Here is a 15,726-nt window from a genome sequence, read left to right on the forward strand (position 1 = left end):
GTGGAAACTTCCGCACCATCCACGCCAACGAACACGTTCGTATACGGCTGTACCACAGCGAACCAGTCAAACGCGTACACCTCGTCCTCGGTTGGCATACACGCGCAGGAACGAGGCAGCCATACTGGGCAGACAGGGGAGGGACGGAAAGCGGCAACTACGGGGGCGAGAAACAGGGATGGCGCACAGCACCCTGATCCATGGCCGGTACCGGCTGCTCGATCGTGTGGGGCGCGGCGGCATGGGCGAAGTGTGGCGGGCGCGTGACGAGTCACTGGGCAGGCGGGTGGCGGTCAAGTGCCTCAAACCACTGGCCCGGCGCGACGACGAGGCGTTCGTGAGCATGCTGCGTGAACGCTTCCGGCGCGAGGCGCGCGTCGCCGCCGCACTCCAGCACCGGGGCGTGACGGTGGTGCACGACTTCGGGGACGACGGGCTGCTCTACCTGGTCATGGAGCTGCTGGAGGGACGCAACCTCAGTCAGCTCCTGGCGGACAACGAGCGGCGGCCGCTCCCTGTCGCCGAGGTCGTGGATGTGGCCGAACAGGTCGCGGGCGCACTGGCCTACACCCACGCCCAGGGGGTGGTGCACCGCGATCTGAAGCCGGCCAACGTCATGCGCACCGAGGACGGTGCCGTCAAGATCTGCGACTTCGGCATCGCCCGCCTCGCCCACGACATCGGCTTCACCGCCAAGCTCTCGGGCCCCGGCGTCGCGATGGGCACCCCGCACTACATGTCGCCGGAGCAGATCGCGGGCTCCGCCGTCGACCACCGCAGCGACCTGTACTCGTTCGGGTGCGTTCTCTACGAGATCGCCACCGGGGCGCCACCGTTCGAGGGCGGCGACCCCTGGGCCGTACTGGTCGGGCACCGCGACACACCGCCGGTGCCGCCGCGTGCCCACCGGCCGGAACTGCCGCCGCCGCTGGAGGTGGCCATCCTGCGGCTGCTGGCCAAAGCGCCGGACGAACGCCCGTACGGTGCACAGCAGTTGGCGGGTGAGCTGGCCGCCGCCCGGACCCACCTCCAGGGTGCCGGAACGGGCGCGAGGGGCGTGCCGCCGTGGACGCACGGTATGGACGGCGGCCTCGCGGCCGGTGGTGCCCTGGCGACCCGGCCGCGGGCCGCGACGTGGGCACCCGGGCTGAGCGGGCTCACGGGACGGTGGACCGAGGGCGCCGGGCCCGATGAGCTCGCGCGCGAGGCCGCGGACGCCGCCCCTGTGGCGGCGCCGCGCATGCCGCCCCGGATACCGCGGCAGGCCCCCCGCGCCGCCGTGCGCGCCCCCCTGCCCCGGGAGCGGCTCACGGTGCTGGCGGGCAGGCACAACGCCGGGCTGCGGCTGGGCAGGCTCGGCCGCTGGGAGGAGGCGTACGAGGTGCACCGCGCGGTCGCCGCCGAACGCGAACGGCTGCTCGGCCCGTACCACCCCGAAACCCTCGCCAGTCGCTACGAGACCGGCTCGGCCCTCGCCCGGCTCGGACGCCACAGCGAGGCACTGGAGGAGTACGTCCGTACCGCGGCCGGCCGTGCCTCGGTGCTGGGCCCCGACCACCCCGACACACTGGCGGTTCGCCACGACCTCGGGCACGCGCTGGGGCGCCTCGGACGCTGGGCGGAGGCGCTGGAGGTGCACCGGCAGGTGACCGCCGTCCGCGAGCGCGCGCTGGGTCCCGCCGATCCGGCCACCGTGGCCAGCAGGAACGACGAGGCGCACTGTCTTCAGCGGCTGGGTCGCCCGGGGGAGGCGGCGACGGTCCGACGGCGGACGTGCCCACGGGAGTCGCCTGACGGGGTCTGAACCAGCAGCTACCTGACGCAGCATCAGAAAACGTCTTCCCTCCTCGGCGCGGCTGCGGCATCCTGCCGCCCATGCAGACGGAGCTGAGCAGAAAGCTGGGAGCCCGGCACGCCATCTTCGGCTTCACACCCTTCCCCGCCGTCGCGGCGGCGCTCACCCGCGCGGGCGGCTTCGGGGTGCTCGGCGCCGTGCGCTACGGCGCAGCCGAGGACCTCCGACGCGACCTCGACTGGCTGGACGCGCACACCGACGGACTGCCGTACGGCCTGGATGTGGTCATGCCCGCCAAGAAGGTCGAAGGCGTGAGCGAGGACGAGATCGAGGCGATGATCCCCGAGGAGCACCGGCGGTATGTGCGCGACGTCCTGGCCGCGTACGACGTCCCCGAGCTCCCCGAGGGCCAGAGCGGCGGCTGGCGCATTACCGGCTGGCTGGAGAACGTGGCCCGCGGCCAGCTCGACGTGGCCTTCGACTACCCGATCGGACTCCTGGCCGGCGCGCTGGGTTCACCCCCGCCCGACGTCATCGAGCGCGCTCACAAGAGCGGTATCCCGGTGGCGGCGCTCGCCGGAAGCCCCCGGCACGCGCAGCGGCACAAGGAGGCGGGCATCGACATCGTGGTTGCCCAGGGGTACGAGGCGGGCGGCCACACCGGGGAGATCGCCTCCATGGTGCTCACGCCCGAGGTGGTGCGCGCCGTCGACCCGCTGCCCGTGCTGTGCGCCGGCGGTATCGGCAGCGGCGAACAGCTCGCGGCCGCACTGGCGTTGGGAGCGCAGGGCGCCTGGCTCGGCTCCGTGTGGCTGACCACCACCGAGGCCGACCTGGGCTCCCGCGCGCTGACCCGCAAACTGCTGGCCGCCGGGTCCGGCGACACCGTACGGTCCCGCGCGCTGACCGGGAAGCCCGCGCGGCAGCTGCGGACCGCCTGGACAGACGCCTGGGAGCAGGGCGAGGGCCGGCCCGGCACCCTGCCCATGCCCCTCCAGGGGCTGCTGGTCGCCGAGGCCAACTCGCGCATCCAGCGGTACGAGGTGGAGCCGCTGCTGGGCACCCCCGTGGGACAGATCGTCGGCTCCATGAACAGCCGCCGGTCGGTGCAGGCGGTCGTGGACGACCTCACGCGCGGCTTCGAACGCACCCTGGCCCGTCTCAACGCCCTCGCGGACCGGCAGTGAGCAGCTTCGCCCGCCCGAACGCCCCCGAAAGGAGAGAGCCACGGTGGACGCACCCAACGGATTCTGGGCGCAGGCCCGGCGTGATCCCAGGCGCACGGTGCTCGTCGCGCCGGACGGTGACCAGTGGTCGGCCGCCCGGCTGCACGCGGAGTGCAACCGGCTCACGCACGCCCTCCGGGCGGCGGGCCTGGCGGCGGGCGACGCGTTCGCGACCGTACTGCCCAACGGTCCTCAGTTCATCGCCGCCTATCTGGCCGCCGCCCAGTCAGGGCTGTACATGGTCCCGGTCAACCACCACTTGGTGGGCCCCGAGATCGCGTGGATACTCTCCGACTCCGGCGCCAAGGTGCTGCTGGCGCACGCGCGCTTCGCGGAACCGGTGCGGGCTGCTGCCGACGAGGCGGAGGTGCCGTACGCGCGGCGCTACTGCGTGGGGGAGGCCGACGGCTTCCGCCCGTACGCCGAGCTGCTCGGCGGCCAGCCGGACGAGCCGCCGGCCGAGCGGGACCGCACCAGCGGCTGGGTGATGAACTACACCTCGGGCACCACCGGCCGCCCACGCGGTATCCGGCGGCCGCTCACCGGAAAGCGGCCGGAGGAGACGCACCTCGGCGGCTTCCTCGGCATCTTCGGCATCAAGCCGTTCGACGACAACGTCCATCTGGTGTGCTCGCCCCTCTACCACACCGCCGTGCTCCAGTTCGCAGCCGCCGCGCTGCACATCGGGCACCGGCTCGTGGTGATGGACAAGTGGGACCCCGAGGAGATGCTGCGGCTGATCGACCGTCACCGCTGTACGCACACGCATATGGTGCCGACACAGTTCCACCGGCTCCTCGCGCTGCCTGAACAGACGCGCGCCGCCTACGACGTCTCCTCGATGCGGCACGCCATCCACGGTGCCGCGCCCTGCCCCGACCATGTGAAGCGGGCCATGATCGAGTGGTGGGGCGGCTGTGTGGAGGAGTACTACGCGGCGAGCGAGGGTGGTGGCGCTTTCGCCACCGCGCAGGACTGGCTGAAGAAGCCCGGCACGGTCGGCAGGGCCTGGCCGATCAGCGAGCTGGCCGTCTTCGACGACGACGGCAACCGGCTCGGCCCCGGCGAGCTGGGCACCGTTCATATGAAGATGAGCACCGGGGGATTCTCGTACCACAAGGACGAGGGGAAGACCCGCAAGAACCGGATCGGGGACTTCTTCACCGTCGGTGACCTGGGGTATCTGGACGAGGACGGCTATCTCTTCCTGCGCGACCGCAAGATCGACATGATCATCTCCGGCGGGGTGAACATCTACCCGGCCGAGATCGAGGCAGCGCTGCTGACCCATCCGGCGGTGGCGGACGCCGCCGCCTTCGGGGTGCCGCACGACGACTGGGGCGAGGAGGTCAAAGCCGTGGTCGAACCGGCGCCGGGCCAGATACCGGGGCCGCGGCTCGCGGCGGAGATCCTGGAGCACTGCGCCGGTCGGCTCGCAGGGTACAAGTGCCCCAGAACGGTGGATTTCACCGACGAGATGCCCCGCGACCCCAACGGCAAGCTCTACAAGCGCAGACTGCGGGAACCGTACTGGAAGGAACGGGAGCGGCCGCTGTGACCGGCGTCCTCGCGTGAGACCAGACGGGTACGTCTTGGAGCGTTGCCCGAACAGACCTCGTGGCCGCTTTTCACCCCCTCCTGGCGCGGCCATGATGATCACGGGGCGTCGTGGGTGCCGTCCACGGCGACGCCGTCATACGTGCCGACGTCAGGAGGACCCCATGGCCGGGCTCTGGAGCGGCGAGGGCGTACTGCGCCGCAAACCCATCGAGCACATCGAGGAGACCGAGGGTCGAGCAGGACCCCGGCTCTCCCGCACCCTCGGCCTGCGTCACCTGACCGCGATCGGCGTCGGCGGCATCATCGGAGCCGGCGTCTTCAGCCTCGCGGGCACGGTCGCCAACGGCAAGGCGGGCCCCGCCGTGCTGATCTCCTTCCTCGTCGCCGGACTGGCCAGTGCCTGTGCCGCGCTCTCCTACGCCGAGTTCGCCGGGCTCATCCCGAAGGCCGGCTCCGCCTACACCTACGGCTACGCCGTGCTGGGTGAACTCGGCGGCTGGTTCATCGGCTGGGACCTGCTGCTGGAGTACACGGCCATCGTCGCCGTGGTCGCGATCGGCATCTCCGGCTACTTCTCCTTCCTGCTCGGCGAGACCGGCATCGATCTGCCCGCCTGGATGCTGGGCGCGCCGGGGACCGGTGCCGGGCACCGCGTCGATCTGTTCGCCGCTGTGCTGTGCCTGCTGATCGCCTATCTGCTCACCCGGGGCATCAAGAACGCGGCCCGCTTCGAGCTGATCGTCGTGGGCCTCAAGGTGGCGGTGGTCCTGCTGGTGATCGTCGTCGGCGTCTTCCACGTCAGGACCGGCAACTGGCACCCGTTCTTCCCGTTCGGCATCTCGGGCGCCTTCACCGGCGCCGCCACCGTCTTCTTCGCCGTCTTCGGCTACGACGCCATGAGCACGGCGGCCGAGGAGTCCACCGACGCCCAGAAGCACATGCCCAAGGCGATCATCTACTCGCTGGCCATCTCCATGGTGCTGTACGTCGCTGTCTGTCTGGTGCTGACCGGTATGCAGAACTACAAGGACATCGACCCCGACAGCGGCTTCTCCACCGCCTTCAAGTCCGTGGGGCTGGGCGGCATCGCCGACATCATCGCCGTCGGCGCGATCATCGGCATCCTCACCGTGATGTTCACCTTCATGCTCGGCGTCACCCGGGTGTGGTTCTCCATGAGCCGCGACGGGCTGCTGCCCAAGTGGTTCGCCAAGACCGACCCCGTCCGGCATGTGCCCGTGCGCGTCACCTGGATCGTGGGTGGCGTCTCCGCCGTCATCGCGGGCCTGCTGCCCATCCAGGAGGCCGCCGAACTGACCAACATCGGCATCCTGCTGGCCTTCGTCGTGGTCTGTGTCGCGGTCATCGTCCTGCGCTACCGCCGCCCCGACCTGCCGCGCACCTTCAAGGTCCCCGGCATGCCCGTCACCCCCGCGCTCGGCGTCGTCTTCTCCCTCTGGCTGACCACCTACCTCACCTCGGAGACCTGGCTGCGCTTCGCCGTGTGGTTCGTCATCGGCCTGGTGGTGTACTTCGGCTACTCCTACCGCAGGTCCGAACTGGCCAGGCGGCCCTACGACACCCTTTAGCCCTCCTCCGGGAAGCGGTAGGTGACAGCGGGTACGGTCCCCCGTATGAGCGAAAACGGAACGCAGACGGTCAACACGGGCGGCATCCGGCTCAGCTACCGCTCCTGGGGCGAGGGCGACGGTGTCCCCGTCGTCCTGCTGCACTGTCTCGGTGAGGACGGTGAGGACTGGCGCGGCCCCCTCATCTCGGCGCTCGCGGGGGAGCACCCCGTCCACGCGCTCGACCTGCGCGGCCACGGGGAGAGCGACTGGCCCGGCAGCTACGCCATGGACGACTTCGTCGGCGACCTGCGCGGCTTCCTGGACGAGCTCGGCATCGGCAGGGCGATCCTGGTCGGCCACTCCTTCGGGTCCTTCGTCGCCTACCTGTTCGCCCAGCAGCACCCCGGGCGGGTGGACCGCCTGGTGCTGGAGGAGACCGGGGCCATGCGGCCCGTACGGCCCCCGCAGGAGGTCCCCGAACCGCCGCCTGGCACCCCTGCCTTCGACTGGGAGGTCAAGGTGCAGTGGACCCGGCAGCGCAACGACCCCGACCCGCGCTGGTGGGAGCGGCTCGAGGCCGTCACGGCGCCCACGCTGCTGGTGGGCGGCGGCGACGGCAGCCATCTTCCGCAGGAGGACCTGCGGCTGATGGCCGAGCGGATGCCCGACGCACGGGTCCTCACCATCGACGGCGCGGGGCACCTGGTCCATGAGGCCCGGCCGATGGAGTTCACCAGGGCGGTCCTGGACTTCCTGAAAGAGTCCTGATCCCCCCCGCGAGCTTCGGGGCGTCATGAGGGGCGTGGGTTCTCCAGCGTGCGCCGGGCCCACCGGTAGTCGGCCTTGCCACTGGGAGAGCGCTGAATCTGCTCCGTGATGACGATGGTGCGCGGCACCTTGTAACCGGCGAGCCGGGTGCGGGCATGCTCCCGCACCCCCTCGGCGGTCAGCGCGGAAGTGGCGGCCCGGGGCTGGACCACGGCCGCGACGCGGTGGCCCCACCGCTCGTCGGGGATTCCCGCCACCAGCGCGTCGTAGATGTCGGGGTGCGACTTGAGGGCTTCCTCGACCTCCTCCGGGTAGACCTTCTCGCCCCCGGTGTTGATGCACTGCGAGCCCCGCCCCAGCACCGTGACGACCCCCTCCTCGTCGACGGTCGCCATGTCGCCGAGCAGCACCCATCGGGCGCCGTCCGCCTGGAAGAACGTCTCCGCGCTCTTGTCCGGGTCGTTGTAGTAGCCGAGCGGCACGTGCCCGCGCAGCGCGATACGGCCGGCCTCGCCGGGCCGCACCGGCCTGCGAGTGGCGGGGTCCACGACGGCCGTGCGGTCGTTGACGGTGATCCGGAAGCCCTTCGCCGGGCCGGAGTCGGCTGTGGCGGTGCCGTTGAACCCGGACTCGGAGGAACCGAAGTTGTTGATGAGCGCGGTGTGCGGCAGCAGCGCGGTGAACTGCTCCCGCACCGTCTCGGAGAGGATCGCCCCGGAGCTGGAGACCGCCAGCAGGGACGAGCAGTCGGTGCCGCGCAGCGGTCCGGCCAGCGCGTCCACCAGGGGGCGCAGCATCGCGTCGCCCACCAGCGAGACCGCCGTGACCCTCTCGCGTTCGATGGTGCGCAGCACCTCCCCGGGGACGAACTTGCGGTGCAGCACCACTTTCTGGCCGTAGTTGAGCCCGATGAAGAGGGTCAGGGTCGAGGTGCCGTGCATCAGCGGGGGAGTGGGGAAGAAGACCAGCCCTTCGCCGCCGGTTGCGACGCGCTCGGCCAGTTCCTCGGGGCGGGAGACCGGCCGGCCGGTGGGCGCGCCACCGCCGAGCCCGGCGAAGAACAGGTCCTCGGCCCGCCACATCACTCCTTTGGGCATCCCCGTGGTGCCACCGGTGTAGATGAGGAACAGGTCATCGGGCGAGCGCGGGCCGAAGTCCCGCTCCGGTGACCCGGCCGCCTCCGCTTCGGCGAACTCGGCGACGCCGATCGGGGCGACGGTGAGCGCGATGTCCGGCCCCGGCTGCCGGGCACGCGGTCGGCCGCCCACGCGTACGAGGTGGCGCAGTTTCCGGGCGCCCGGCGCTGCGGCGGCCACCCGGTCGGTGAACTCGCCGTCGAAGACGAGCGCGGTCAGGTCGGCGTCCCGGTAGAGGTAGGCCAGTTCGTCCGCGACATAGCGGTAGTTGACATTGACGGGGACGGCGCGGATCTTCAGACAGGCCAGCAGCGTCTGCACGTACTCGACACCGTTGTACAGATGCAGCCCGACGTGCGCGCCGGGCCCGACGCCTGCGTACGTCAGGTGGTGTGCGAGCCGGTTGGCCGCCCGGTCCAGCTCCACGTAGGTGAGCCTGCGCTCGGCGCCGGTGCCGGGGTGGTCCAGGTGCACCAGTGCCTCACGGTGGGGGACGGTGTCGACGATCGACTCGAACAGATCGGCAAGGTTGTACTCCACGGCGCGCTCCTCCATACCCCGGCCCGGCGTACGTACTCGTCTCGCGTGCGCCCCCGTACGTGCTCGTGTCGCCCGGCGTCATCAGAGCACCGGCGGGTGCTGACGGGAAGGGCTACCGCAGAGAAAATATGACGCTGCGTCAGAAGACTATTGAAGTCCGCGCGCTCTTACTGCAACCTGTTCCAGGTCCCGAGGCGGCCGGCAGACGGGAGAAACCGCGATGAGCGGCACCGAGCATCTGACCGTGGAACGCGAGGGCGCCACCCTGGTGCTCACCCTCAACCGTCCCGAGGCGAAGAACGCCCTCTCGCTGCCGCTGCTCGTCGGCCTGTACGACAGCTGGCTGGAGGCCGACGCGGACGACACGGTCCGCTCCGTCGTCCTCACCGGCGCGGGCGGCACCTTCTGCTCCGGCATGGACCTCAAGGCCCTCGCCGGCGACGGCCTGGCAGCCGGTACCTACCGCGAGCGGCTGCGCGCGGACCCCGACCTGCACTGGAAGGCGATGCTGCGCCACCACAGGCCGCGCAAACCGGTGATCGCCGCCGTCGAGGGCCACTGCGTGGCGGGCGGAACGGAGATCCTGCAGGGCACGGACATCCGCGTGGCCGGGCAGAGCGCCGTATTCGGTCTCTACGAGGTACGTCGCGGCCTGTTCCCCATCGGCGGCTCGACGGTCCGGCTCGCGCGCCAGATCCCCCGGACGCACGCGCTGGAGATGCTGCTGACGGGGCGCCCGTACAGCGCGGAGGAAGCAGCACGCATCGGGCTGATCGGACGCGTGGTGGCGGACGGCACAGCGCTGGACGCGGCCCTGGAGACGGCGGAACGGATCAACGCCTGCGGGCCGCTGGCCGTCGAGGCGGTGAAGGCATCCGTCTACGAGACGGCAGCCATGACCGAAGAGGAGGGCCTGGCCGCCGAGCTGAAACGGGGCCGGCCCATCTTCGACACGGCGGACGCCAAGGAGGGCGCACGGGCCTTCGCCCAGAAACGCACGCCGCGGTTCAGGCGCGAGTGAAGGCCGGGCAACGGCGGCAGCCCCAGAGCCTCAGCCACCTCACGGGAAGGCACCCACCCTTGAACGCGGTCCCCTCGCCCAGAGTCCTCAGCGCACCCCTCGTCGTCGAGTTCCCTTTCACCCGCTCCCTCGGCCCCGTTCAGAGCGCCTTCCTCAGCGGCCTCCGCGACCGAACGGTCCTCGGCGTCCAGGCGTCGGACGGCCGCGTCGTCGTACCGCCCACCGAGTACGACCCCGTCACCAGCGAGGAGATCCGCGACCTGGTGGAGGTCGGACAGGAAGGCACCGTCACCACCTGGTCGTGGAACGGCAGCCCGCGCAGAGGCCAGCCCCTGCGGCACCCCTTCGCCTGGGTGCTGGTCCGGTTGGACGGGGCCGACACCGCCCTTCTGCACGCACTGGACGCGCCGGAAGGACCCGACTCGGTCAGCACCGGGATGCGCGTCCGTATCCGCTGGGCGGCGGACCGCGCGGGCACCATCACGGACATCGCCTGCTTCGAGCCCGCAGGCGACAGCTTCGAGCCCGCAGGCGAGCGCGAACCGGCCACCCTGCCCGAGCCGCACACCGGCGAGTTCGCCGACCCCGTCACCGGGATCGTCGCACCGGCCCGCCTCGACTACACCTACACGCCCGGCCGGGCACAGAGCCGCTACCTCGACGCGCTGGCCACCCACCGCACCCTGGGCGAGCGTTGTCCCCGGTGCCACAAGGTGTACGTACCGCCGCGCGGCGCCTGCCCCACCTGCGGGGTGCCCACGGGCGAACAGGTCGAGGTCGGCCCGCGCGGGACCGTCACCACCTTCTGCGTCGTCAACATCAAGGCCAGGGGCGTGGACATCGACGTGCCGTACGTCTACGCGCACATCGCACTGGACGGCGCCGGGCTCGCGCTGCACGGCCGGATCGCCGGCATCCCCTACGACCAGGTGCGCATGGGGCTGCGCGTGGAGCCCGTATGGGCCGAGAGCGGGCGCTACCCGGACCACTACCGACCCACCGGCGAGCCCGACGCCGACTACGAGACGTACAAGGAGCTGCTGTGACAGGCGGAGCGGTGAACGGTTCAACGGGCGCCCGCGACGTAGCCGTTGTCGCCTTCGCGCAGACGGTGCACGTACGCGCTGCTGACAACCTGTCCGAGGTCGAGATGCTGATGCCGGTGTTGCGCGAGGTGCTCGACCGGACGGGACTGTCCGCCGGGGGGATCGACTTCACCTGCTCCGGCTCCTGCGACTACCTGGCGGGGCGCCCCTTCTCCTTCACCATGGCGCTTGACGGGGTGGGCGCCTGGCCGCCGATCTCCGAGTCACATGTGGAGATGGACGGCGCCTGGGCGCTCTACGAGGCATGGGTGAAGATCCTCACCGGTGAGGCCGAGACCGCACTGGTGTACTCCTACGGCAAGTCCTCCGCCGGTGACCTGCCCGAGGTCCTCACCCGGCAGCTCGATCCCTACTACGTCGCCCCGCTGTGGCCCGACTCCCTCTCGCTCGCCGCCCTCCAGGCCCGCGCCCTGCTGGACGCCGGCGAGACCGACGAGCGGGAACTGGCCGGGATCGCCGCACGCAGCAGGAACGCGGCCGAGGACAACCCCTGGGCCCAACTGGGCGGCTCACCGGGCGCCGACGCGCTGCTGGAGAGCGCCTACCTGGCCATGCCGCTGCGCCTGCACGACGTACCGCCCGTCACCGACGGTGCCGCGGCCGTCGTGCTCGCCGCCGGGGACACAGCGCGCCGCCTGGCCCGGCGCCCCGCCTGGATCCGCGGAATGGACCACCGGATCGATGCGCACAGCCTGGGCGTACGCGACCTCACCGACTCGCCCTCCACGCGGCTGGCCGCCGAGCGCGCCGGACTCTTCGACCCCGGTGCGCCGCCGCCGGGCCTCGCTGAACTGCACGCACCTTTCACCTCCCAGGAGGTCGTCCTGCGCAAGGCGCTGCGGCTCGGTGCGGACACCGTCGTCAACCCCTCGGGCGGCCCGCTGGCGGCCAACCCTGTCATGGCGGCCGGGCTCGTGCGGATCGGCGAGGCCGCGGCGCGCGTCTCCCGCGGCGAGGCCCGCCGTGCTGTCGCGCACGCCACTTCCGGGCCCTGCCTCCAGCAGAACCTCGTCGCGGTCCTGGAATCCGACGGGAGTGAGGGCGGGGGCGGGGGCAAAGGTGTAGGCCAAGGCCAAGGCACAGGCACAGGCGAAGGCCCAGGTACAGGCGAAGGCCCAGGTACAGGCCAAGGCGAAGGGGGCCACACATGAGCGGCCAGACCCGGCCCGGCAGCGGCAAGGAGCCCGTCGGTGTCGTCGGCATCGGCCAGACCAAACACGTCTCGGCCCGCCGGGACGTCTCCATAGCGGGGCTGGTGCGGGAGGCGGCGGCACGGGCACTCCAGGACGCGGAGCTGGGCTGGGCCGACATCGACGCCGTGGTGATCGGAAAGGCCCCCGACTTCTTCGAGGGCGTCATGATGCCCGAGCTGTACCTGGCGGACGCTCTCGGCGCGGTCGGCAAACCCATGCTGCGGGTGCACACGGCAGGCTCTGTCGGCGGCAGCACAGCGCTGGTGGCCGCCGGTCTGGTCGCCGCTCGCGTGCACCGCACCGTGCTGACCCTGGCGTTCGAGAAGCAGTCCGAGTCCAACGCCATGTGGGGCCTCTCGCTGCCCGTCCCGTTCCAGCAGCCCCTGCTGGCGGGAGCCGGCGGGTTCTTCGCTCCGCACGTGCGGGCCTATATGCACCGCACTTCGGCACCCGACCACATCGGCGCACTGGTCGCGTACAAGGACCGCCGCAACGCGCTGAGGAACCCGTACGCCCATCTCCACGAGGAGGACATCACCCTGGAGAAGGTGCGCTCCTCACCGATGCTGTGGGACCCCATCCGCTATTCGGAGACCTGCCCCTCCTCCGACGGGGCCTGCGCCATGGTGCTGACCGACCGCGCGGGCGCCGCGCGCGCCCCGCGGCCGCCTGCCTGGGTGCACGGCGGTGCCATGCGCAGCGAACCCACTCTCTTCGCGGGCAAGGACGCGGTCTCGCCCCGCGCGGGCAGCGACTGCGCGGCCGACGTCTACCGGCAGGCGGGCATCACCGAGCCGCGCCGCGAGATCGACGCCGTGGAGATGTATGTGCCGTTCTCCTGGTACGAGCCGATGTGGCTGGAGAACCTCGGCTTCGCCGAAGAGGGCGAGGGATGGAAGCTGACCGAGTCCGGCGCGACCGAACTCGACGGCGACCTGCCCGTCAACCCCTCGGGCGGCGTGCTGTCCACCAACCCCATCGGCGCCTCGGGGATGATCCGGTTCGCCGAGGCGGCCCTCCAGGTGCGCGGTGCGGCGGGCGCGCATCAAGTCGCGGGGGCGCGCAGGGCGCTCGGACACGCCTACGGGGGCGGCTCGCAGTTCTTCGCCATGTGGCTGGTCGGAACCGAGCCGCCCGGGACCTGACGCCACCGGGCCACAGTGCTGCGAACCCGTGCCGTGTCCGCGGTGCCACAGCGGGTGCGGGAGGGGGCGTATCCCCTCGTTTTCCCCCGTTCCGCGCCCTGTCCCAGCAGCCCGGGCCGTGGTTAGGGTGGCGCCGGGACGGACGATGACCGGGAAGACCGGGAGGAGCACCAGCGTGGCCGACAGCACCATCGGGCAGCCCGAACTCGATCTGAGCCGGGCACAGTGGCAGTCGAGCAGCCGGGGCACCGGCGACGTCGAGATCGCCTTCGTGGAGGGGTTCGTGGCGATGCGGCACGGTCGCCAGCCCGACAGGCCCGCGCTCATCTTCGACCCGGGGGAGTGGCGCGCCTTCGTGCGCGGGGCGCGCGAGGGCGAGTTCGATCTGACCTGAGGCCCTGACGCAACGTCCGGCGTCACGGCATTCTGTCCTTCGCCCGCACGGGCACCGGCCGCGGGCGTAAGCTCTGCCCATCCCGGAGGAGATCCGCCCGGGAACCGGAACGGCGAGAACAACGGAAAGACGGCGGACGGCGAAACGGCGAGGACGGCGAGGACGCGACGGTGGCGCTGCTGGAGCGGGAGGCCGAACTCGCCGCTGTCGAGCGCGCCGTCACCCTGCTGTGCGGCACCGGCATCCCCGCAGCACCAGACAACGGGGCGGCGTCCAGGGGCGGTCTCCTCGCCTTCACGGGAGCGGCCGGACTCGGCAAGACCGCGCTGCTGCGCGAGACCGCGGCCCACGTCACCGCACGCGGCGGCACCGTGCTGTACGCGAGCGGAGGCGAGCAGGAACAGGAGGTCGGCTTCCACGTCGTCCGCCGGCTGCTCGCACCGCTGCGCCCCGCACTCGACGAACGGGAGCTCCGCGCCGAGCTGGGCAGTTGGTACGACCTGGCCGCACCCGCCGCCGGACTTCCGGCCCCCGGCAGCACCGTGGTGCCGCACCCGCACGGAGTGCGCCTGGCCCTCGACCGGCTCTTCGGCCACCTCGCCGTACGCCACGGGCCGCTCGCCGTCCTCGTCGACGACGCGCACTGGGCCGACCCCGCATCGCTGGCCTGGCTCACCGGGTTCGCGCCGCGCGCTCCCGGAGTGGGGCTGCTGTGCGCGCTCGGCTACGACCCCCAGGAGCTGCGCCCCGAGGCGGCACCCTTCCGGGCGGCCGTGGACGGGGCGCCGGAGCCGCCGTACGGCCTGACCGAGCTGAGTACCGACGCCGTCGCCCGGCTCGCCCGGGACACCACCGCCGAGGCCGCCGACACCGCCTTCGCCGAAGAGTGCCGGAAACTCACCGGCGGCAACCCCCGCGCGGTGACAGAGCTGCTGCACCAGGTACGGGATGCGGGCCTGGAGCCGCGCTACCACAGCGTGCCGCGGCTGGCCGGACTCGCGCCACCGGCGCCCGAAGCTGAGCTCCAGCACCGGCTGCAGAACCTCGGCCCCGACTGCGTACGGCTCTGCTGGGCCGTCGCCGTGCTCGGCGCCGACGCCACGCTTCTGTTCGCGGCGCGCGTCGCCGGGCTCCGTGGCGAGACGGCACGGGGCGCCGTGGCCCGGCTCCGCGCGGCGCGGGTCCTGGAGGTGCCCGACGGTGGTGCGGACGGCGAACCGCTCTCCTTCGTCCATCCCTCCGTCGCCGCAGAGATCTACCGCGCCGTACCCGCGAGCATCCGTACGGCCCTGCACGGCCAGACAGCAGCCGCGCTCGCAGCCGACCCCGGCATCCCGTACGGCTCGTCCGTGCGCCACCTGCTGGAGGTGCACCCCGACGGTGACCTGGTCCTCGTCGAGCAGTTGCGGCGGGCGGCGCACGAGTACACGGTGGCGGGCGCGCCCGACGCCGCCTACCGGTGCCTGGGGCGTGCCCTGCGGGAGCCGCCCGCCTCGCGCGACCGGCCCACCGTCCTGTACGAGCTGGCCGCCGCCGCCTTCCGCTCCGGCGCCCCGGCTGCCGCCGTGCACCCGCTGCGTGCCGCGCTCGAAGAGCCCGCCTGCGATGCCGAGCTGCGCCTGGCGGCCGTCCGCCTCCTGGCGCGGGCGCTCTCCCGCGCGGGGCGCAGACGGGAGGCGCTGGGGGCGCTGGAAGCGGAGGCCCGCCGCGCGAGCGCACCCGCCCAGCGGGAGGCGCTGCGCGCCGAGCTGACCCTGTGGCGCGCGCTGAACGCCGGGACTGACGCCCGTACCCACGCCGACGCCCCTGCCCACGCCGTCGCCCAGGCCGAGGCCGGCGCCCGCGCCGGAGCCCGCCCATGCGCCGGGGCCCGCGCGCCCGCAACTGGCGCCACCGAGGACACCGAAGCCACCCACGGCGCTGACGACACCGAGGGAGCACGGTCCCACCCGGCTCTGCGCGCCTGGCAGGCCCTGCGGCGCGGGGAGTCGGCCGCCACGGTGCTCCGTCACGCGGAGGAAGCCGTCGCGGCGGGTCTGTCCTGGACCGACGACCCCTGGGGCTGCGAGACCCCTGCTCTCGTCGCTCTCACCTTCCTGCACTGCGGCAGACCCGACCGCGCCGAGCAGCTTCTACGGGAGGGCATCGCCGCCTGCGAGCGCGCCGGACTGCACGGCGAACACCTCGCTCTGGCCCGCACCCTTCTGGCAGAACGCGTCGCCCCGCGGTAACGGGGCACTGACTGGGGGCGATCACGAGCGGCCACGTACT

At 72.1% G+C, this 15,726-nt stretch carries 12 protein-coding genes; 11 read left to right on the forward strand and 1 reads right to left on the reverse strand.

Annotated elements, in window-relative coordinates:
• Positions 1-178 precede the first annotated feature (178 nt).
• The 5 genes from JW592_RS20545 to JW592_RS20565 all read left to right on the forward strand — a co-directional run bounded on the left by JW592_RS20545 (position 179) and on the right by JW592_RS20565 (position 6,920).
• Positions 179-1,804, forward strand: a complete 1,626-nt coding sequence (locus JW592_RS20545; protein ID WP_209266637.1) for a serine/threonine-protein kinase — start codon at positions 179-181, stop codon at positions 1,802-1,804.
• A 71-nt stretch (positions 1,805-1,875) separates the two neighbouring features.
• Positions 1,876-2,982, forward strand: a complete 1,107-nt coding sequence (locus JW592_RS20550; protein ID WP_209266638.1) for a nitronate monooxygenase — start codon at positions 1,876-1,878, stop codon at positions 2,980-2,982.
• A 43-nt stretch (positions 2,983-3,025) separates the two neighbouring features.
• Positions 3,026-4,579: an acyl-CoA synthetase gene (locus JW592_RS20555; protein WP_209266639.1), complete on the forward strand. Its 1,554-nt coding sequence runs from the start codon at positions 3,026-3,028 to the stop codon at positions 4,577-4,579.
• 163 nt (positions 4,580-4,742) lie between these two features.
• On the forward strand, positions 4,743-6,170 hold the full coding sequence (locus JW592_RS20560; protein ID WP_209266640.1) for an amino acid permease: 1,428 nt from the start codon (positions 4,743-4,745) through the stop codon (positions 6,168-6,170).
• A 45-nt stretch (positions 6,171-6,215) separates the two neighbouring features.
• Positions 6,216-6,920: an alpha/beta fold hydrolase gene (locus tag JW592_RS20565; protein ID WP_209266641.1), complete on the forward strand. Its 705-nt coding sequence runs from the start codon at positions 6,216-6,218 to the stop codon at positions 6,918-6,920.
• A gap of 23 nt (positions 6,921-6,943) precedes the next feature.
• On the opposite strand, the gene JW592_RS20570 is transcribed toward JW592_RS20565, so the two are convergent.
• Positions 6,944-8,596, reverse strand: coding sequence for an acyl-CoA synthetase (locus tag JW592_RS20570; RefSeq protein WP_209266642.1), 1,653 nt, complete (start codon positions 8,594-8,596; stop codon positions 6,944-6,946).
• Positions 8,597-8,816: 220 nt separating this feature from the next.
• Here JW592_RS20570 and JW592_RS20575 point away from each other — a divergent pair, with 220 nt between their 5' ends.
• The 6 genes from JW592_RS20575 (at position 8,817) to JW592_RS20600 (ending at position 15,686) form a co-directional block, all read left to right on the forward strand.
• Entirely contained in the window at positions 8,817-9,617 is an 801-nt protein-coding gene (locus tag JW592_RS20575; protein WP_209266643.1) for a crotonase/enoyl-CoA hydratase family protein, read from the forward strand.
• A 59-nt stretch (positions 9,618-9,676) separates the two neighbouring features.
• Positions 9,677-10,663: a Zn-ribbon domain-containing OB-fold protein gene (locus JW592_RS20580; protein WP_209266644.1), complete on the forward strand. Its 987-nt coding sequence runs from the start codon at positions 9,677-9,679 to the stop codon at positions 10,661-10,663.
• Complete coding sequence (locus tag JW592_RS20585) at positions 10,660-11,874, forward strand: thiolase family protein (protein ID WP_307805484.1); 1,215 nt, start codon at positions 10,660-10,662, stop codon at positions 11,872-11,874. The genes JW592_RS20580 and JW592_RS20585 overlap by 4 nt, the downstream gene beginning before the upstream one ends.
• The gene (locus JW592_RS20590) at positions 11,871-13,061 is read left to right on the forward strand and encodes a thiolase family protein (RefSeq protein ID WP_209266646.1); all 1,191 of its coding nucleotides are present in this window, start codon (positions 11,871-11,873) and stop codon (positions 13,059-13,061) included. The genes JW592_RS20585 and JW592_RS20590 overlap by 4 nt, the downstream gene beginning before the upstream one ends.
• Before the next feature lie 145 nt (positions 13,062-13,206).
• On the forward strand, positions 13,207-13,455 hold the full coding sequence (locus JW592_RS20595; protein ID WP_209266647.1) for a DUF397 domain-containing protein: 249 nt from the start codon (positions 13,207-13,209) through the stop codon (positions 13,453-13,455).
• Between the two features lie 170 nt (positions 13,456-13,625).
• On the forward strand, positions 13,626-15,686 hold the full coding sequence (locus JW592_RS20600; RefSeq protein WP_209266648.1) for an ATP-binding protein: 2,061 nt from the start codon (positions 13,626-13,628) through the stop codon (positions 15,684-15,686).
• Positions 15,687-15,726 lie beyond the last annotated feature (40 nt).

This window comes from Streptomyces spirodelae (genome assembly GCF_017676385.1).
GTDB classification, from domain to species: Bacteria; Actinomycetota; Actinomycetes; order Streptomycetales; family Streptomycetaceae; genus Streptomyces; species Streptomyces spirodelae.

Bases quoted from the DNA above. Each gene is read 5' to 3' on its own strand.
- JW592_RS20545 (WP_209266637.1), top strand. From the start codon at position 179: ATGGCGCACAGCACCCTGATCCATGGCCGGTACCGGCTGCTCGATCGT.
- JW592_RS20595 (WP_209266647.1), top strand. From the start codon at position 13,207: ATGACCGGGAAGACCGGGAGGAGCACCAGCGTGGCCGACAGCACCATC.
- JW592_RS20565 (WP_209266641.1), top strand. From the start codon at position 6,216: ATGAGCGAAAACGGAACGCAGACGGTCAACACGGGCGGCATCCGGCTC.
- JW592_RS20560 (WP_209266640.1), top strand. From the start codon at position 4,743: ATGGCCGGGCTCTGGAGCGGCGAGGGCGTACTGCGCCGCAAACCCATC.
- JW592_RS20575 (WP_209266643.1), top strand. From the start codon at position 8,817: ATGAGCGGCACCGAGCATCTGACCGTGGAACGCGAGGGCGCCACCCTG.
- JW592_RS20590 (WP_209266646.1), top strand. From the start codon at position 11,871: ATGAGCGGCCAGACCCGGCCCGGCAGCGGCAAGGAGCCCGTCGGTGTC.
- JW592_RS20550 (WP_209266638.1), top strand. From the start codon at position 1,876: ATGCAGACGGAGCTGAGCAGAAAGCTGGGAGCCCGGCACGCCATCTTC.